Raw genomic sequence first — 17,595 nt, forward strand, 5'->3', positions numbered from 1 at the left:
TGCTTTACTCGGTCAGCATCAAAAAGGCGACCTCTAGTCGCCTTTTTAGTATGAGCATAGATGAGCTCTTGCTACCAACCACGTACCTACCAGTCGCTTTCAACGCCTAAATTTTTTCATGTTCGAGCGATCTTACAAGTTTCTCACAATTCACATTTTACCTAATTGTGGCACTATCGTTACGATAAGACATCTTTTGGCGTTGCAATGGCAATACATCTAAGTATAATCGAATTTATAGAGTTGGTTTCTCTTATCTGGTTTTAAAATAATAGGTTAGGTTATGTCCTCAGCACAGACTGAACAAGGTTATATATACTTTACGAAAGGCGGATTTGGTGAATTCATTCGAATCGCGAGATCAATGTGTAACGACTATTTAGATTTCCAATTCGAAACAGCATTACACATTTACCAACAAGCGTTAGATAAAGGCGTTACTACGCCCAAAGATTGCATTCTAAAACTCTTCGACGTAGATCAGGGTGGATTTATACAAGAGTACCGCGCAAAAGGATTCAAAGAGGTTCAGGATATGTTTCTGTCCTATTCTGAACTAACCTTCTTGCTTCATGAGCTCTATAGAGACAAGAACGGCTCTATCTATAAACCCCGTAAGGCTTCATACAAACACATTAAGAAAGCAGACAAGTCTTTTTGCATTCAAATGGCAGAGGGGATGCTTAAATTCAGCCATGACGAGTTAAGAGTGGATTGGTCTGTATCAGAAAACAACCACTCCGTTGAGAGGGCTTATGAACACCCTTTAGCGATCCGAATCTTTGACTTCTTGGAAAATGAATACGTTTGGCGACAGAGAGAGTCTGGCGAATTTCAGCTTTGGCACCAAGGCATGTCAAAGAATTACAACAAGGAGCTCTCCCACTCCCGTCCTGTAGCTGTTAGCAAAAGATTCGGTGAAAGAACTAAGCTGGACGAAAGAGAGCCTACAGCGGCACTGAGCACGTTGTGTGGCCAACTTGGTAAAACTCATTCAATATCCCATCCAGTCACGCATCTCATGTAATCTCGCCCGATTTGAGAGCGTTAAGGCGGACTTACTTTTTAGCATTAAGGAAAATTCGATGATTAATGAAAACATCACCTTGAATTACCAAGATTGGTACGCGATTAAAATTAACAACAAAATAGTCAAAGCACAGTGCATCTTTGCAGGAAAAAACGAGGTTACCTTTGAAGATGTACAGGGCAATGTGTATGAAATCACTGACAACTCGCTAGTAGTTGATATTGCTACTCCCCCTAACGCATTGGAAATGGCAGCTGGAAACCTTCTTGGTATTAATCGCCTAATCAACAAAACGGTTGGTTATCCAATTACTTATATCATCATGTTAGTTGCAGCAACTCTAGTGCTTACGTTTCTTTATATGTAGCAGGAAGCCTTCATGCAAGAAAACAGAACGCCTTACAGGACATCTACAGATTATAAGTGGTTGTATGAGAGGCTAAGTTCCGGTGATACTCTGTTAGGATATATCGATTCACGTATTATTGGTTTTGAAATCCCATTTAGAGATCCATTAATGATTGAACTTCACAATGGCGAGATTAATGGATACGTAAGAGGGAGAACTTACATCAAAATCACTCAGTTGAGCGTTGATTTATACAATTCGTTTAACGAGTGTGGAAAAGTAGACATGAAAACTTTGTTTCTAAAAGAATGCTCATCTCGAAATCTTACTTGGGTCGTTCCATAGTTTTCAATTGTTTTTAAAAACACTTTACTTTGTTCTATTGTCCGGTAAAATAAGCGCTATTGGTTGAGGTGTGGTGCCTCAACTGCTTAACACAGGCAATAAAAGTTATGACAAGTCAAATTCAATTCAGTCTTCCATACAGCACTTTTGGTAGTATGGATTTCACCTTAGAGTCCCCTATCACTCTTAATGATGATGTTGCCAAAAACATTGTCGAGTCTCTTAAAGAACACAAAAAACTGCCTACAGCTGAGTTTTTTGATTGCCATCGTTGGGACTTTGATTACAAGAATGACAAAATCCTGCGCGAAATGATTCTCGCATCAAGAAATGCAGAACAACACTGCCGTGAAAACAATGATATTGCAGTTTTTGCTGAAGTTAATCGTGAATACGTAGCGAGCATCCTTGAAAAACATAGTGTTAACTATTGTTCTCAAGAAGAGTTTTACCGTAACTCCGTTCGAGAGGAAATCGACGGATTGGGTGATGGTGACTTTATTGAGCGCCTTACGGACGAAGGATTAATTGTTATTGAAGAAGAAGGTGATTTTGAAGAAACTCTTTTGGAGATGTTAACCAAAGCAGTTCACGAAGCTGACGACTCATCTATTAGTGATTTGTTTGGTGGTCGCAACTACATCATGGAGCTTATCTACTCACCCACTCTAGATTGGGACAATTGCGAACCTTCGTCTTCAAATTCATTTGTAGAGGTTGATTCAGACGGAAGTTTCACGACCCAAGGTGTGCTTGAGTTATTGATGATGGCGAATGTAAGCTCGGGCGAACTTAAACAACACATCAAAGACAAAGGCTATGACCTTTACGATGGTGAACGCGAATCCATTGAAAAACTTGAGTTTGAAGCCGACCCAAGTAAAAAGAAAGTATCAACAGCTGAATTAGTGTGGGCTACAATCAATAACGCTAGTAATGGTGGTATTCCGGCATTCACCTGCTATGTGAATGTCAATGAACTCCTAAACCGCGACGTAACCAAAGAAATCACCTTCGACAGAGGCGTCTTAGGCTTAGAAGACACTGTATACGGTTCGGGACACAATGAAACAATCGTGGGCAACTTCACAATGCCAATTGGGGCGAATAATTGGTATGTGCTAAGTAGAGAGCAAGCTCTTGACAATGTTTATTTGTTCGCAAGCCAAGCTCTAAAAAGCTCAATTAATCAGTAAAGCCTAACACCTATAATGCGCCACTTAAAACCGCACTTTAAGTGGCTGTTTTATTGGAATAAACAATGCAGAAAACAAAGACGCCTCTCTATCGGAGAGTGAATACAAAAGCGCGTGGCGTTCACCACAAATTTGGTGGAGAGTACCGTTTCACGAGAAACTCAGCAAAACGAAACGCACCAAAAATGAAAAAAGGTGTGCGCCGTGGACTTGATTACACACCTCTGTACAAGTTTTTATTATCGAAAGTCGGGGAACCGTTCGACGCGGTGTATAGTGAGGCAGTCAGTCGTCTTGACAGCCCAGAGCCGATCGCTTCCATGGTTTGCTCATTAGACAATTCTATTCGGAGAGAAGACGCCGATGAACGACCTTATTTCAGATCTGGCGAAAGTACTTATTTCAGCCTTCTGTTTGTTGATGAAAATGGACTTTTGCAGTTTGTTAACCCGACCATAAATGCAGGCAACTTCAAACCCTCTTGCGGATGTTGCACTCATACATTTAATGGAAAAATTGTAAAGAAGAAGCTCCCGCAAGCATAAGCCTTAATTGGTTTAAAAAAGGCGCAGCAACTAGCTACGCCTTTTTTGTTAAAGCATCTTGTTCATTTCAACACATGATTCGTAAATACCATCCAAAATGGTCTCACAATCATCTCTGACAGCCTTTTCAGTGTTCTTTTGTGTCAAGACCTTCTCGCAGAACTCAAGTCTCTTAAGAACCTCGTACAGTTCGCCAGATTCGCTATCAGTAAGTTCGCCAGTGGCGTAGACTGATTTAATTGTCATTTTAGAGAAGGCAATTTTCTTTTCTTTAGTCATGGAGCACCTTATATTTTTAACTTATTGTTGTTTTGCACCTTGTTTTCTTGCGAACCTTTTGCGACAACCTTTGAATCAATAGTTTTTGCAAAAAGTTCATTATTTTCAGCCTGAATACCAACCACTTCCTCAACTTCGGCAGCTGGCGCGTTTAGCTCTTGAGCTCCCATTTGTTGAGATAGAGATTCAGGCTCAGCAATAGCTAAAGTATCATTAGAAACTAATTGGTCGAATGACAAGTCCCCTGCTTCAATTTGAGCTGCGGTCGGAGCTTCTGGAGTTGAAGGCTTTATATGGCTCTCAAATGTCATCCCCTCAGGGATACTATTGTCAACCTTATCTAGCAGTGAATCTAGACCGTCAGGAGTGTTTAATATTGCATTAAACTCATCACCTAGGGACTTCATTATTTCGAAGCGTTTTGATGCATCAACACCAGAATCAGCCAACGTTTCCCCTTGCATCTCAAAAGCCATATCAACAGCATTCATAACAAACAATACAGATTTAGTGCTGTTTTGCATGACCTCCTGAAATCTCGGGTCTGGATTATCTCTTTGATTGTCTATTGCATTCATCAACGGAACTATAAAAGGCAAAGTGTAATGATCTACAAGATTAGGTGGAACTTGGTTGCCAGTCTCTTGAATCATAGGAACAACTGCGGACTCAAAAACCCTTGTCTTTAATTGGGTCGCCTTTAAATACTGCCACTCGTTATCTGACAAAGATGAACCAAGTCTAAGTAAGGCAAAACTATCTGCAACAGTCTCGTCAAATGTAACTTCTGCCCCAGTCTCGATAGAAGACACTGAACCGATCGCCTTGATTTTGTCAGACAATGGCACATCTTCTCCTAATTTCATTTTGTAAAGAGTGCTGTCGACTTCAGTTGCCCCTACTCTGTCTGCTGATGTAGCGCCATAGATTGATTTAACGGCAATCTCACCTGTCTTGTTCAGCATACTTTCTTGAGGGAATGTATGAGCAAGTTCGTGAAGCAAAACCTCCGTCCTGTAGATCCTGTCACCGTCAGCCTGAGATACTTGTGCAACCTTAGCTATGTCGACTCCTGCATCTGACAACAAAGTTCGTAAGTTAGAATTCATTCTCCAACCGAACTCCTCTTGTCTTTCGCTTTTCATGTCATCGATCTTGGATTGAAATCTACCATCAATATCCTTGTAGCTGTCCTTGGGCAGGTAGAGGGCAGATATGGTCACTTCTGACACCTCTCCTGAAGGAGTTTCTACTGAAAAGCTATGGGCGTGACCTGCAACATGAGCACCATGCTCGGTATCAAGTTGTTTGTCTGACACCTTCGATATTTTTTGGAGTATAGGGTCATTGCCTGCATCTAAATCAGTGACTTTGTGCCCTTCTGGCAAAGAGTCCTGCAATGTCTTCATCAATATGTCATGGTAACTCTCACCTCCGTCTGACTGAGGAATCACTGCTACCTTTTGACGTTCTTTAAAACCAAAGGGAGAATCAATTAGCGTAGGTTTTTCGGCGTGCATTATGTCATCAAGTCGGTCAATCAACTCCTCAGATACGACACCTGCTTTTAACCCTGTAGGTGCCGATATGACATTTTGATAACCCTCAAGCTCACCTTGCTTAAAACTCAGATAGTTCTCAATCTTTTGACTAGCAAAGGTCTCTTGCTCAAAAGAATCATATTCTATTTGGGTAGACTGGCAACCAGCCATGCTAGCCACCATTGCTGCGCTAGCTATTATTTTCGCGAACCGACTCATTTTACTTTAAGGATACTTTTTCGCTGTTAATACATCAAAGCGAACAATGGTGTTGCAATGCCAAGCTATTGTGGTATTATGGCTACATGTCGAAGGATGGTTACCTTCAATTCAACATAGGTTAAGGAAATATGTTATGGCTACAACAAACAAACTAGGCAACGTTCAACATTCTGTGGACACTTTCTATCACAGTCTTGAGATCGAAGAGACAAGGTCAGGCGGTCTAATTGTGCATAACAACAAGAACGGCGAAGGTTTCTCTATAAACGGAAATGCGCTTAAGGGACTAATTGCTAATTCCGGAATTGATGCCCTAAAGACTCTTATTTGCCTATTCGGACTCAATGTCCCTAAACTACAAGAAGGTTTGTCAGAGTCTATTTATTCAACAATTGAGCACATTCACACATCATTAAAGCGAGTGTTCGTACTAAATAATCACAGTGATGTTTGTTTGTTAACTGAGTCTCTAACATACGCACGTTAATCTCGCCGCTAAGCGCATCGCTACGGTGCGCTTAAACTTTATCGAAAATATTAACTTTGAAGCATTCTAAGAGGCGTTCTATCATCCAATAAAAATTAGATGAACATACGCTCAAAGACACTTGCTCTAGCACTGCTGCTAGCTCCCAATGCAATATTCGCCGCAACAAAAAGCCTGCCGGAACCGACCCCAGAAATACGAGTTAAATTTGGTGGTTGGTCTAAACACCTTCATGAACTCCCAGACGTTACAAAGCGCAAAATTCAATACAACGAATCCCACAATGGAATTGGCGTAGAATACATACTCAAGAACGCCACCAGCAACACCTATAAAGGCGTTGGCATGATGTATATGAAAGACTCTTTTGATAAGCCAGCTTTCACTCTTGGGGCGAGCTATGGCTTTTATGCAGAACCATTTAAAGACTTATCTGTTGGCTTCGGTGGGATTATTGGGCTCCAAGATCGCTCTTACATAGAAACGGTTGCCCATCACTACATGGACACAAAGAGAACCATCGTACCATTCGTGGCACCGGAGATTACTTTCTCGTATAAAAGCTTGGGGATTTCAACAATCGTATTCCCACACGTAGTTGTTGAAAGTGGAGAATTGGAGTTTAAAAAGCCTGTAATTTTCACTCAAGCATATATCAACTTCTGATACTTGGAATTGCAATGTCAGATGTGTGTGGCATTATTACTATTGAGAGGCATCGTCTTGCCTCTTTGTATCAACTTACAAATTAACGACTAGCAACAAGAGATCAAGATGAAAGAAGTGATCATGAGTGCTCTAAAGTCGCTTTCGGATAATCCAAAATACTACCCGAAGCACGATGCAATAGAGCTTAATGATAAAGCTGAATTTGAAAAACTTTGCCTCAAGGATATTCTGAATTTTATCAAGAATGAGGAAGTGTTAATCAGCGACATTTTGGAAGACAAGAGTCTAGCCAGACTTTTTGTTGAGCATGAATCAGGTAGCATTGATGCATACTTTGATGAAGAGTTTACAGAGTTTGAAAGCAACCTCTCACAAAAGATCGCTGATGCTTGCCGCGCTCTAAATATTGAAGTTGAACCTCCACATAACATTGCTGAAATATACACAGAAACAGCACAAGGGCTTGTGGAGGCAGAACTTATAGAGCTTTGCGAGGTTAACAATGGAATCACCGCCAAGAACATCCCCGTACACGGCGAAGTCCGTAAGTTTGACGACTTCTATGAGGCGTCATCATTCTTAGCGGGGCACCAAGCATTGTTGGTTTTTGCATACGTAAAAAAAGTGAACAACATTTCCACCCGTACAAACAATTATGATGCCTGCGTTCTAGTAAATAATGGTTCTAAGATCTTTGCCATCAACCTTTCACGCTGTGAATGTCGCAAGATTAAATATCTTGCGTCATTTAACGTCAAAGAATGTGATTCGCGCCCTTTAGTCGCAACTGACCTTAATGCAGTTATGATGGCTGCCCTAATCAACCAAACAAACTATTTGACTGGCGGAAAAGACAGTAAGAAAGTTGCATTTGGGTGTCAAAATAAAAAACAACTCCCTAGCGTCTTAAAAACCACTCTTGCGACACTGAATCCCATTAAGACTAACGATGTACTTTACTCGAACTCAAACCCTAAGTATGCATGGTTGGATAACCACATCGATCAGAACAACCTAGAGCAAGTACTGAACTTGCGAAAGAAAAATAGTGAAGATGGTAAATCCGTCACCTACGCAATTAAAGAAGGATCAAACGGTAACCCAAGAGACATAAGTGTCATGGAAATCACCAACTATGATAGTTACAAACATGGACATCACCATTCACTACTAGCACTTGATCCTAGCATCATGGACTCCGAGGAAAATATACGAGAGAGTCAGTTAAAAGTCGCACGCTTTAATAAAGCGGTAGTTGCCGAGCTGTGCCTAAAACATGTGTACAGCACTTGGGAAGGTATTGGGGACGAACTCGAATTAGTGCTTAACACGCTAACCCCGAGTGATGTAGTTTCTGCTCTGTCCCCTATCATAAAGAACGAAGCCTCTCAGAAGCTACATCGTGGACTGAAGCAACAGCTGTACAAACAGTCCGCGCTCCTGTTTCACTACACAGGCTTGGGTATTAATAACCTGATAGAGAGTGCATCAAAATCAAGCGTTGTTAATTATGGAAGTTGGAGAGATACCAAAAAAACACCTCTTCTGACTGTTAATGGAACAAGCCTAAATAAACAATCTGGTGCGGCTTTAAAGTCGGAGAGATGCGCAATCAATGGCAGAAAAGCAACGCAATTCATCGGCGTATCATTAAATGATCATAGGGCGCTATCGGCTCTTGTAGAAGCTCTACCTGAAGAAAGTGGTTTGAAGTTGCCTAATATAGCTAAATTGCTAACAGCAACTAAATACAAACCTAAGTTTGAGAACCAGTCGTTTAACGCTAATAGCATCGTAAGTCTTAGCGACTACCCTACCAACCGAGATGTCGAAGACTATATAAGAAACCCTTTCTTTATCGACTGTATTTTGGTTATCCCGTTATCAAACGCTGGCGGAAAAGAGCTTGGATTGTAATCAGAAGGATGGCACAAATGCCGTCCTTTTTTTTGAAATAAATAAGATTGGTGTTGCAATGCCAAGTGTTTGTGTTAATATACTTAACGTACCAGAGAGGTGGTCTTTCTGGATGAACTCAGGTTAAGGTTAGAACAATGGAACTCTCTCTTCGAGCTACAGATTGCTACAGTTACACAGAGATCAAAGTCCTTCTAGATTCAAAGGTCACTGTACTTTCATTCCGTATCAAACTACTTTTAGGACTAAGCACCGATCTTACTCCGGAACTGGAAACACAAATCCAAGAAACGGCTCAAAACGCACTAGAGAATACAGAACTCAACCTCTCAAAACACTTCACCTCAGAAAGCTTTGCAGAAGAATCTATCCAACTGGTGGAAGATATCCTTCTTAAGCGAAAAGAGAGACAAGACAAGCTCATTAGCATGATTGATGAAGCGCTTGAGGAAGGCTCTTTTAAAACCAAGTCGGCACAAAAAAACATCATTGATTCGACGAATAGGCTGCTAGACAATACAAATCTTACGAAGTCTTTAAGGCTTATCGTTGATTCAGCAAGAAGTGAGAGCAGCTCAACTGTTTTAACTGAACTATACGACAAACTACCTTACAGTATTTATGTGCACCAATTTGAAGGCATCAAAAAGAAACTCGCTGCCTCAAGAAAGAAGGCTGAAAAGAAGAAAGACCAATTAGCCCTAGATGCAATTGATAAAGCGACAGATCTGGCTGCACAATACGATGAACTTATCGCTAAAGCCTTAGAAACAAAAGCTCTTGATGTTATTGCTCGCAAATCTAAGGCGGAGCGTGAAGAAGAAGAACGAGTCGCGGCATGGAAAAAATTACCTGCACCATCCAAAAAGGTTATCCAAACTATCCTAGATTCTTCAAAGGAAGCACTTGAAACTCGAAAGAACGAACGAATCAAGAAACTCACGGAGCTTTCTGAGCAATACAATAACAAATTGAATGCTTTAAGAGAAAAATACAACAACGTGTTAAGTCGAGACATGCGAGCTGAGCGAAAAGAGCTTGATGAGGTCTACGCGAGAACTTTCAACGCAGGAATCCTGATTCTAATTCGCAATGGCGAGAGTGCTATTATTCGCGCAATGGAAGAAGAGTTTAAAATGGAGCTCCTTAAAATTGAGATGAACACGTTGAAATGGGTTCGCGATGTAGAAGTGGAATCAGCTGAATGCATCAGCTTAACTACAGGAATTGACACCCTAGAAGGTTCTTGGAAACTATTTAACAAGAACGGACAATACAGAGTGTTTGAATGGCGCGGTATTTTAGCTGGTGGCTACAACATCCAACGACTGCACGTTCGAGTTCTACACGATATGTCAGACTTAATTGCCGTCAAATAATCAATACTCTAGAGCCAGCTTGGCTGGCTCTAGCTTCAATATTAGGGATTGTGTCTTGCCAATTTTAAACGTTGCTACCAGATTTATCTCTGAAATGCTCAATGCGCCGATCGAGAACGTACAACAACTAGCCATCATCCAGAATCTTTGCTCGACCAAAGGAGAGATAAAGTTCAACTATTCCGCAGTTTTTTGTGTGAATAGCGAATCAGGACGCTCTTATGTACATTGCGATGCTTTTTCACCTTGCTCTACGCGAGACATAACGCAAACTGAGGCTTATGCCATGGTCAGCAAAGCCATTAAACAATCAGAAGGTTTTAAAGGAAAATCTCATATCTGCCCGAATGAATTATGGCTCTCACGAGAGACTTTCATTGAGCTCGGACTTGAGATGAACCCATTCACGACCTTTGTCTTAAAAATGAGTGAATCAGGTGAATTTGAGGGACTAGAATTCGAGTCTGGCGACCTCGTTTACTGTTCGCCGCACCAACACAAAAACGCGTCAAACTTGTTGAAAAATTCAAGCCACATAATGGTAGTCAATAGTTTCATCCCTGAAACAAAACCTCTAAACGCTTGGTGCTTCAATTCACTCAACAAGTCTTGGCGGAAGAAATAAACCACATTTAAGCGTTATAAATGCAAAAACTTGTTGTTGCAATACCAACCCGTTGTGGTATTATATCTCTCGTGGTCAGGGAGGTGGTTCTCTTTGATTTATCTGGCTAAGAAGCCACCACAACAGGTTAAGGTGAAATAAATGTCTATTGAAATTGCAAAAACAATTCTATCCCAAATCAAGAATAGCAAGGATGAAAAAGGTGTCTCTGGCACTCAGCTAATCATGTGTTGGGGAGCACATGATTTTTGTGCCTACCCTCATGAAGAGAATAAACACTACGGCGGTATTACCTTTAAAGTCCAAGGTCACTACCACAGAGGACGTGTTCGAATTACTTTCAATGGTTCTGATACATACGACATCGCTTTTCTAAGTGTGCGCGGCAAGGTTAAACATGAAGCTAATGGTATTTATTGCGATATGCTTTTAGAAGTCATCGATTCCTACGTGGAAACTAATCGAATGAATGACCATAACGAATAAAAAACTCAATGGCGTCTCCTTGTGAGGCGCTATTTTTCATCACTTCGTTTTTTGCTCTTTCAATTTAGATCAGAAACTCTTACCTTATGAGCAAAATAATTTTCAAAAATGAAAAAACTACTACCTTTATCAGTACTGGCATTAACTGTAACAGCAAGCAGCGCGTTCGCAAACACAACAGAAGAGAAGATAGAAAACACACTAGAACCGAGTAGCTTCCTTGTGCTCGGCACGCAATTAGGCGGGGACGCTGGTGATCTAGACAAGTCCTTATCTTCATCAGCTGGTGGAGTAAACAACTTCGGCAAATTTGGGTATCAAATCAGCTCTGTAGGCGCTTCGTACGTTGAAAAATGGGCGCATGGCGGTAATTCTTACGTCGAAAATGTGATGATATTCAAAGGCGGCACAAACTACCGAGTCAATAAATACCTATTCCCATATGCAGAAGCGGGATTTGGTCGCACCTCAACAGAAGGGACAAGAGCTTCAGGCTCGCACTCATACTTTGTTGGTGAAGTCGGCTTGATGGTACGTCCACTAAAATATATCAACATCACTGCTGGATACATGTTTGCAGCAACGCCGGATGAAGTTGAGCCGCTCAACAGTTTTTCGGTAAAAGCAGGTATTTTCTTCTAAAAAACACCCCCAACACATCAGCTTGGTATTGCAATGCCAAGTTGATGTGGTATTATAGCTCTCGTTTAAATCAAACCAAAGGACTCTACGAGATGCCAACAAAACCCCTAAACGAATCTCAACTAGCTGTAGTTAATGAATTCTGCCAAATCGTCTCACAATTAGTCAAAACCGAAGGAATGGAAGCTTATATTGATGATTCACAACCAAGTTCCGTTGGTAATCGTCACATTCGCCTACGCCCTTTGAAGGTATCCGACCTTGTCGTGATTGAGGACGTGATTTACTCGGATAAATTGAAGTCATTAATTGAAGAAAAAACCTCTCACCTTGAGGTATCGCACCTTTACCCTTCAAGCTCTTTGAATGCAAATTGCGTTGTCTACTTCACAAAATGAATCCAATAAAAGGCTTTTATTATTCGGTCGCAGGCGCTTATCTGCTTGCGATCCTCATGTTTTTTGTTAGCACAAACTTGTTTGCCACATGCTGCTTAATGTTTGTTTGCACGATTGTTTTTAAAGAGGCATTCAGGCTATCAGCGCCTTCGCAAGTAAGCGTTCACCTTCAAGTTTTGTTTGCAATACTAACGGTTCCATTCCTAGGATGCTTCGTGGGCATCGTTGTCATTACGTCGGCAATGTTCAGCTTTATCATTATGGTCAGCCTTTGCTCTGTACTCTTTGACACCACGAAATTAAAATTACGCACGATCGTGATTTTTACTTCAGCGATTGCGGTATATATTGCAGCCATTAAAGCCACCCCAATCAACCCAGTAGGCACGATGAAAGCTATCCATGGAGCTTTCTCTCCTGATTTACAAAGATTCACTTTTTGGGAATCTTTGAAATCACTCAAACTATGGTCAGCGTTCTCAATTCTCATTGAGTTAACGGTAATTCTTGTTGAAATGATCACCAAGGTTACGCGCATTGAAAAAAGTTTAGATAAATAACCATTAGGTGTTGCAATGCCAAATGCATGTGGTAGTATGCCTCTCGTGGTTACGGAGGCGGCTTGCAACCGAATAACTACATGATTAATAAACACAAAAAAATCGATCAATGGCACTTATTTGTCTCACAAATCTTAAGGCGTTGACCGATACAATATGTTCAACCTCAACCTAAAGCTAGGTATTTATAGATGTTAAAAAAACGACTGATGTTACCAATTCTTGCACTTCCAGCAGCTCTTACTCTTGTTGGTTGTGGCGACCAAACAAATGCAGGGTTCGGTGAAAACCACAATTACGGCGGCGAAGATATCAACTACGAAGAGTCTCAACTTTTCTATGTTAATGACACAAAAGGAACGCTGTTTGACAATGAAACAGCCGAACACTTCAAGCATCTTGGCGCAAGCTCTTACCTAATCTATGGCGCAAAGAACGCTGAAGATTTTGAACTAGCAAAAACAGAAATCAAAGAGATCCGAGAGGCTCTTAACACTCTACCTGTCCCAGCTGACCTAAAGGAAAAGTACGAGTCTGATCTAACTAAGGCTGAAGAAGTACTACCGAAAATGTTTGAGTACTACAATGGAATGTACACTGGCAGCCTAGACAAAGCCTTCCGCACAATCCACCCAGAATACTTTGTCGAGCTTGATAAAGTTCAAGCCAAGATTGATCAGCGTGTGGCATTTTTAAGCGAAAGCCAAGCGGCGTTAAACAAGGTCTCAAAAGAGCTTAACGCAAAGAAAGATGAACTTAAAAAGCTTGAAACAAAGCACGACGAACAAGCAGCTAAGTGGGTTGTTGATAATTCAATTTTGATCCCTACCTCGGAAATCTCTTTCGACGTATACAACATCTACAACAACTACTCTGACACTAAAGCTGAGTGTGATGGTGTTTGGAACTCAAACGCAAGTGTTTGCTTTAACTACTTTGTGCACGAAGAGAATCTAGGCATTGATTCTGACTACCTTGATGAAATGTCAAAAGAACAGTCAGCTCAATACAAAAAAATGGCAGCTCAGTTCTACGAGGACGGCAAACCACTAGCGACGGCAATCTCAACGCTTAAAAAATCTCTACGTGATGCTGATAACGCCCACGACAAGCAGGTTCTATTAGCCGATAACCGCTTTGGCACCGAGCGACAACTAAACAAAGAGCTGTACGATGCAAAGCGTTCATTACGCTCTAAATCTAAAGGCTCATACAGCCAAAACGGCAAATTAGTCGAACCACGTAAAGGTCGCTACATTCCGACACAGCGCACTGTACTTGATGCTTACGCAGAGCAGCTAGGTATTAAGAAAATGCCAGAAGCTACAACTTTCACCCCAGAAAACGCTTACAAGGTGTTCGAGGCACTGAACAAAGCAACTATGGAGAAAGCTGTAATTCTTGATATGGATGACGAAGGTCAATTCAATATCGAAGATGGTGTTAAACCGGAAAACATGTACCTAGTTATGAGCGTGAGTTCTGGTAAGGTGATCGGCGAAGTTAGCCTTCGCAATAAAGAAGAGAAAACCGTAGCATCAACATACTTTGTGAACTCAGGTGACAGCTTGCTTAATGTCGAGTCTGTATTAAAGATGTTTAACCCCTCTTTTACAGCGCAGATTGAGTCTAAGTACCACAACCTGAAGGCTTATGCACTTCGCAATCTATAACCTAATGACCAACTAAGTATAAGGCTCCTTCGTGGAGCCTTTTTTATATTTTATTTGTTCGATATTTTTTCTCGTACAAGCCTGCTACACGGTACGCAAATTAATTTCAATTTGGTGTTGCAATGCCAAGTGGTTGTGGTAATATATCTCTCGTGGTCAGAGAGGTGGTTCTCTCTGGAATTTTGAGTTCAGCTCAACAAATTAACAGGTTTAGGTGCATTATCATGGCTAAGAAAAAACAACTACTTATCGCTCGTATCTTCTTTGAAAAACCATCAACTCGTTTTTCAAACTCCTTGGCTCGAATCGGCATTCACTTTAGTTACATTGAGAATAAAGAGTTTAATGAAACGCCGTCTTTCCTAACATCTTTTGACTTAAAACCAATTCAACAGGGTTTAACCAATATCATGATCCGCTCAACCTCTAGTACGACTGAAGTGTCGGAACAAGGCTTGAAAGCATTCGAGCATTCGCTTCAATACCGAATGAATAGCACTGAACCTTCTATCAGTGAGGCAGAAAACTTCACAAAAGCAGCTAAGAGTTTGTGGCGTAAAGTCGAGAAACTTGAATCTCCTGCTGTATATAGCGTTACTGGACAGTACGCCAAAATCTTAGAAGCAGCAAAAGTCGATGCCGTTACATTTGAGACTCATGCTGAGAAAACGGAAATGAAACGATTTAAGCTATACACACCAAGCGAACTTGAAGATTTATTAAAAGCAGCTGTTTCATATTTCTAACCAAAAAATCACTGAAGGATGAGCTCGACACTCATCCTTTTTCATCTTCATTAAATGGTTTGTTCTAGGTGGTTTGTGTTGCAATGCCAAGTGGTTGTGGTAATATAGACGTGTTGGCAATGAATGGTTTTTGTCAGCAATCACATGTTAGGAATAAAGAAATTTAATGCCCAAAGCTATACAAGACAAGAATATAAGCCACTTGTTAGCTCTATACCCCTCTCCTCTTGAGAGTGGTAAGTTTGAGTTAGGTCGTGTATCGATAAAACACCCAAGTGGGCGAAACTTCATACTGGACACAGAAAACCCAAGAATTCATGGTGTTCAAGAAAACATAGTTGTTTCCAAGTTTTTACCAGTGCAAGAAGTTAAGAACAAACAACATATGGAGAGGTTTAACTTCGAGATTAGTCTAAAAGATCTGTTATCACGTAAATGCGAAGTTTCAGCCTTTTGTGGAGATCCCGAAATTTTCATCATCCCATTTAGTATTGAAGTTATCTTTGCTGGTGATAGTGGTATGCAGTTTAGCCTAAACGTGCAGCCTGTCACTTAACATTGGCGACCTTGTGTCGCCTCATCTGGAGGTTTAATGGAGTTCCTTAATTTCACAGGCAAAAGCATCAGCTCTGTTATGGTTGGATTTGTTGTGGCACTCTCGCTGCTACATCTTTTTCGTCTAGTTGTTATATCAGTATCCCTGCTCCGTGCAAACTTCAAAGCACAAAAAGCACATCCCGAAGCGGTTATCATCGGCAAAGAAATTCAAGAACGTTTCATGTGGCGCACACAATTGTTTTTCATTACAACATTCAACCTAGTAGCACTTAATAGCGTTAATAACGGATTTATTAGATCTGAGTTCTTCACTATTGATTGCACAAAAACTATTCCAAAAATCACAATAAAATGATCGCTTGGTGTTGCAATACCAAGTGGTTGTGGTATTATACTTCTCGTGGTCAGGAAGATATCCTTCTTGAACAATTCGGGTTGGTAACCCATCACACACACAGGTTAAGGAACAAACATGAAAACTAACTGCCTAAGCGTTCGCTCTGATTACTACAATCCGTATATCTTTGATGGTGTAGATGTTAAAGAGATCTGTTTTTATAAAGATGGTAAGGTGCTAAAAAATTGCTCGCTTAAAGCTGGCTACTTCCCTAGTGCGATTGCAATGAACCGATTGAGCGCACCTGAAATTGAATCAATTAAGATCGTCAAGCAACGTACTGTAGAGGCAGGTCTAAAGTCGGGTAACGCTTTTTTTATCAAAGCCTCTCAAACTGTCTATTTCAACGTAGACTCATTCAAACACTTTGAATTCCTAGGCAAGCAGAAAGCAATCACTGTAAACAACGTCGATCGCTTCGCATACTTCTTTGAGATTGAAACTTCGCTTGATGGCGTTGATGGCATCCATAGAATCCAGTGTAGCTTTTACATCCAATAAGCGATTCCAGTCGGAAAATATGTAGCGTGTATTTCTTAGGTAAATTTTGTTTATCCGAGAAATACCCGTTGATGGTTTAAATTAAGACCAGATTATTCTCAAACGTTCGGCGATAGATCAAATCAACCCAAAAAATGAGCTTGGATTATGAATAACTTGATTAGATTGGCAAAACGATTTGCAAACAAACCAACAGAGTTCAATAAAGTGCAATTTCTTGATGCATTTAACGAGCTTGAAGATGATAACCAAATGGAAGCCGTAAAGAAAGGTTCAGAGCTATCAAGTGTCCTTATTGGTTGGTGTGCTGAGGTTAGAATCGAGATGGGTGCGTCTAGTAAGTGATATGGAGTTTAAACAGCGTTTCAAGGACATACCTGACGATTGCTTGGTTGTTTTTTGTTAGTCTTGTGGCACTATAGCCTTAAGTTATCGAGTTCTCACCCCCCCTATCTGGATGGAGTTTAGTTAAATGCTTAATCGGGATGAAAAAATTTCAGTAAAAGACGTTTTCCTTATGCCTACTGACGGCTTAGAACCTGCAAAGTCCACAACGGGACACTCTATGGTCGTCGTAGAGGGGAAAGATGGTCGATTCTATGGTTACAAAGGCTGCGTAAGTAACAATGCACTAAGCAGTGCTGTTAACTTTGCTAATCGAGTACTAGACTCTGTTGAGGGGATCTCCCTAAAGTGTTGGAACAGGCTTGATTCCAATTGGGTTAAAGCTAGCTACCCTTACTGCGAAATGTCGCAATAAAACGAACAGACCAAGCTTAGTATAATGGCTTGTTTGGTCGTTAAGTATTCAACATCCACCAGCATCACATTTTTAGCTCTAAGTGATCGTACCATCCCTAATCTCAATTGATTGATAACTTGAATGTGGTACTATAGCTACTGGCTTGTAGTTATACACTTTGTTCAATATGTTAGAACTCCAGTTAGATGGTATATATCCTGATCTAGGAAAACCAATGGGCTTTGATGAGTTTAACCGCCTAATAGACGACCTTAGCAAAGAGATCGCAGTGGAGTTAGCCAATAACA

The 17,595-nt window shown here is 40.8% G+C and carries 21 protein-coding genes; 19 read left to right on the forward strand and 2 right to left on the reverse strand.

What is annotated here, in order from left to right:
- Window positions 1–283 precede the first annotated feature (283 nt).
- From KJB35_RS18180 to KJB35_RS18195, 4 genes are all read left to right on the forward strand, one after another.
- Window positions 284–1,027 carry a hypothetical protein gene (locus KJB35_RS18180; protein ID WP_285469525.1) on the forward strand — a complete coding sequence of 248 codons (744 nt, stop codon included), beginning with the start codon at window positions 284–286 and terminating at the stop codon, window positions 1,025–1,027.
- 58 nt (window positions 1,028–1,085) lie between these two features.
- Entirely contained in the window at window positions 1,086–1,397 is a 312-nt protein-coding gene (locus KJB35_RS18185; RefSeq protein WP_285469526.1) for a hypothetical protein, read from the forward strand.
- A gap of 434 nt (window positions 1,398–1,831) precedes the next feature.
- Entirely contained in the window at window positions 1,832–2,920 is a 1,089-nt protein-coding gene (locus KJB35_RS18190; RefSeq protein WP_285469527.1) for a hypothetical protein, read from the forward strand.
- Window positions 2,921–2,985: 65 nt separating this feature from the next.
- Window positions 2,986–3,465, forward strand: a complete 480-nt coding sequence (locus KJB35_RS18195; protein ID WP_285469528.1) for a hypothetical protein — start codon at window positions 2,986–2,988, stop codon at window positions 3,463–3,465.
- Between the two features lie 48 nt (window positions 3,466–3,513).
- Here the strand turns inward: KJB35_RS18195 and KJB35_RS18200 are convergent, their stop codons facing one another.
- Window positions 3,514–3,744: a hypothetical protein gene (locus KJB35_RS18200; RefSeq protein ID WP_285469529.1), complete on the reverse strand. Its 231-nt coding sequence runs from the start codon at window positions 3,742–3,744 to the stop codon at window positions 3,514–3,516.
- A gap of 8 nt (window positions 3,745–3,752) precedes the next feature.
- Window positions 3,753–5,456, reverse strand: a complete 1,704-nt coding sequence (locus tag KJB35_RS18205) for a hypothetical protein (protein WP_285469530.1) — start codon at window positions 5,454–5,456, stop codon at window positions 3,753–3,755.
- A gap of 184 nt (window positions 5,457–5,640) precedes the next feature.
- Between KJB35_RS18205 and KJB35_RS18210 the strand changes: the two genes are divergently transcribed.
- The 15 genes from KJB35_RS18210 to KJB35_RS18280 all read left to right on the forward strand — a co-directional run bounded on the left by KJB35_RS18210 (window position 5,641) and on the right by KJB35_RS18280 (window position 17,305).
- Window positions 5,641–5,994 carry a hypothetical protein gene (locus tag KJB35_RS18210; RefSeq protein WP_285469531.1) on the forward strand — a complete coding sequence of 118 codons (354 nt, stop codon included), beginning with the start codon at window positions 5,641–5,643 and terminating at the stop codon, window positions 5,992–5,994.
- 99 nt (window positions 5,995–6,093) lie between these two features.
- Window positions 6,094–6,660 carry a hypothetical protein gene (locus KJB35_RS18215; RefSeq protein WP_285469532.1) on the forward strand — a complete coding sequence of 189 codons (567 nt, stop codon included), beginning with the start codon at window positions 6,094–6,096 and terminating at the stop codon, window positions 6,658–6,660.
- Window positions 6,661–6,768: 108 nt separating this feature from the next.
- Window positions 6,769–8,580 (forward strand): hypothetical protein, encoded by a 1,812-nt coding sequence (locus KJB35_RS18220; protein ID WP_285469533.1) that lies wholly within the window; start codon window positions 6,769–6,771, stop codon window positions 8,578–8,580.
- Between the two features lie 137 nt (window positions 8,581–8,717).
- Window positions 8,718–9,959 carry a hypothetical protein gene (locus KJB35_RS18225; protein ID WP_285469534.1) on the forward strand — a complete coding sequence of 414 codons (1,242 nt, stop codon included), beginning with the start codon at window positions 8,718–8,720 and terminating at the stop codon, window positions 9,957–9,959.
- Between the two features lie 766 nt (window positions 9,960–10,725).
- Window positions 10,726–11,070, forward strand: coding sequence for a hypothetical protein (locus tag KJB35_RS18230; protein ID WP_285469535.1), 345 nt, complete (start codon window positions 10,726–10,728; stop codon window positions 11,068–11,070).
- Between the two features lie 108 nt (window positions 11,071–11,178).
- Complete coding sequence (locus KJB35_RS18235) at window positions 11,179–11,712, forward strand: hypothetical protein (RefSeq protein WP_285469536.1); 534 nt, start codon at window positions 11,179–11,181, stop codon at window positions 11,710–11,712.
- Between the two features lie 92 nt (window positions 11,713–11,804).
- On the forward strand, window positions 11,805–12,110 hold the full coding sequence (locus KJB35_RS18240) for a hypothetical protein (protein ID WP_285469537.1): 306 nt from the start codon (window positions 11,805–11,807) through the stop codon (window positions 12,108–12,110).
- Between the two features lie 215 nt (window positions 12,111–12,325).
- The gene (locus KJB35_RS18245) at window positions 12,326–12,670 is read left to right on the forward strand and encodes a hypothetical protein (RefSeq protein ID WP_285469538.1); all 345 of its coding nucleotides are present in this window, start codon (window positions 12,326–12,328) and stop codon (window positions 12,668–12,670) included.
- A 191-nt stretch (window positions 12,671–12,861) separates the two neighbouring features.
- Window positions 12,862–14,343, forward strand: coding sequence for a hypothetical protein (locus tag KJB35_RS18250; RefSeq protein ID WP_285469539.1), 1,482 nt, complete (start codon window positions 12,862–12,864; stop codon window positions 14,341–14,343).
- A 224-nt stretch (window positions 14,344–14,567) separates the two neighbouring features.
- Window positions 14,568–15,089 (forward strand): hypothetical protein, encoded by a 522-nt coding sequence (locus tag KJB35_RS18255; protein ID WP_285469540.1) that lies wholly within the window; start codon window positions 14,568–14,570, stop codon window positions 15,087–15,089.
- A 166-nt stretch (window positions 15,090–15,255) separates the two neighbouring features.
- A complete protein-coding gene (locus KJB35_RS18260; protein WP_285469541.1) occupies window positions 15,256–15,645 on the forward strand; it encodes a hypothetical protein in 390 nt (129 codons plus the stop codon).
- A gap of 36 nt (window positions 15,646–15,681) precedes the next feature.
- Entirely contained in the window at window positions 15,682–16,002 is a 321-nt protein-coding gene (locus KJB35_RS18265) for a hypothetical protein (RefSeq protein WP_285469542.1), read from the forward strand.
- A 117-nt stretch (window positions 16,003–16,119) separates the two neighbouring features.
- Entirely contained in the window at window positions 16,120–16,545 is a 426-nt protein-coding gene (locus KJB35_RS18270) for a hypothetical protein (protein WP_285469543.1), read from the forward strand.
- Window positions 16,546–16,692: 147 nt separating this feature from the next.
- Window positions 16,693–16,890, forward strand: a complete 198-nt coding sequence (locus KJB35_RS18275) for a hypothetical protein (protein ID WP_285469544.1) — start codon at window positions 16,693–16,695, stop codon at window positions 16,888–16,890.
- A gap of 127 nt (window positions 16,891–17,017) precedes the next feature.
- Complete coding sequence (locus tag KJB35_RS18280) at window positions 17,018–17,305, forward strand: hypothetical protein (RefSeq protein ID WP_285469545.1); 288 nt, start codon at window positions 17,018–17,020, stop codon at window positions 17,303–17,305.
- Window positions 17,306–17,595: the final 290 nt, after the last annotated feature.

Source organism: Vibrio sp. D431a, assembly GCF_030248655.1.
Taxonomy (GTDB): domain Bacteria; phylum Pseudomonadota; class Gammaproteobacteria; order Enterobacterales; family Vibrionaceae; genus Vibrio; species Vibrio alginolyticus.

Coding starts and splice junctions, on each gene's coding strand:
- KJB35_RS18180 (WP_285469525.1), top strand. CDS start 284: ATGTCCTCAGCACAGACTGAACAAGGTTATATATACTTTACGAAAGGC.
- KJB35_RS18185 (WP_285469526.1), top strand. CDS start 1,086: ATGATTAATGAAAACATCACCTTGAATTACCAAGATTGGTACGCGATT.
- KJB35_RS18190 (WP_285469527.1), top strand. CDS start 1,832: ATGACAAGTCAAATTCAATTCAGTCTTCCATACAGCACTTTTGGTAGT.
- KJB35_RS18195 (WP_285469528.1), top strand. CDS start 2,986: ATGCAGAAAACAAAGACGCCTCTCTATCGGAGAGTGAATACAAAAGCG.
- KJB35_RS18200 (WP_285469529.1), bottom strand. CDS start 3,744: ATGACTAAAGAAAAGAAAATTGCCTTCTCTAAAATGACAATTAAATCA.
- KJB35_RS18205 (WP_285469530.1), bottom strand. CDS start 5,456: ATGGCTGGTTGCCAGTCTACCCAAATAGAATATGATTCTTTTGAGCAA.
- KJB35_RS18210 (WP_285469531.1), top strand. CDS start 5,641: ATGGCTACAACAAACAAACTAGGCAACGTTCAACATTCTGTGGACACT.
- KJB35_RS18215 (WP_285469532.1), top strand. CDS start 6,094: ATGAACATACGCTCAAAGACACTTGCTCTAGCACTGCTGCTAGCTCCC.
- KJB35_RS18220 (WP_285469533.1), top strand. CDS start 6,769: ATGAAAGAAGTGATCATGAGTGCTCTAAAGTCGCTTTCGGATAATCCA.
- KJB35_RS18225 (WP_285469534.1), top strand. CDS start 8,718: ATGGAACTCTCTCTTCGAGCTACAGATTGCTACAGTTACACAGAGATC.
- KJB35_RS18230 (WP_285469535.1), top strand. CDS start 10,726: ATGTCTATTGAAATTGCAAAAACAATTCTATCCCAAATCAAGAATAGC.
- KJB35_RS18235 (WP_285469536.1), top strand. CDS start 11,179: ATGAAAAAACTACTACCTTTATCAGTACTGGCATTAACTGTAACAGCA.
- KJB35_RS18240 (WP_285469537.1), top strand. CDS start 11,805: ATGCCAACAAAACCCCTAAACGAATCTCAACTAGCTGTAGTTAATGAA.
- KJB35_RS18250 (WP_285469539.1), top strand. CDS start 12,862: ATGTTAAAAAAACGACTGATGTTACCAATTCTTGCACTTCCAGCAGCT.
- KJB35_RS18255 (WP_285469540.1), top strand. CDS start 14,568: ATGGCTAAGAAAAAACAACTACTTATCGCTCGTATCTTCTTTGAAAAA.
- KJB35_RS18260 (WP_285469541.1), top strand. CDS start 15,256: ATGCCCAAAGCTATACAAGACAAGAATATAAGCCACTTGTTAGCTCTA.
- KJB35_RS18265 (WP_285469542.1), top strand. CDS start 15,682: ATGGAGTTCCTTAATTTCACAGGCAAAAGCATCAGCTCTGTTATGGTT.
- KJB35_RS18270 (WP_285469543.1), top strand. CDS start 16,120: ATGAAAACTAACTGCCTAAGCGTTCGCTCTGATTACTACAATCCGTAT.
- KJB35_RS18275 (WP_285469544.1), top strand. CDS start 16,693: ATGAATAACTTGATTAGATTGGCAAAACGATTTGCAAACAAACCAACA.
- KJB35_RS18280 (WP_285469545.1), top strand. CDS start 17,018: ATGCTTAATCGGGATGAAAAAATTTCAGTAAAAGACGTTTTCCTTATG.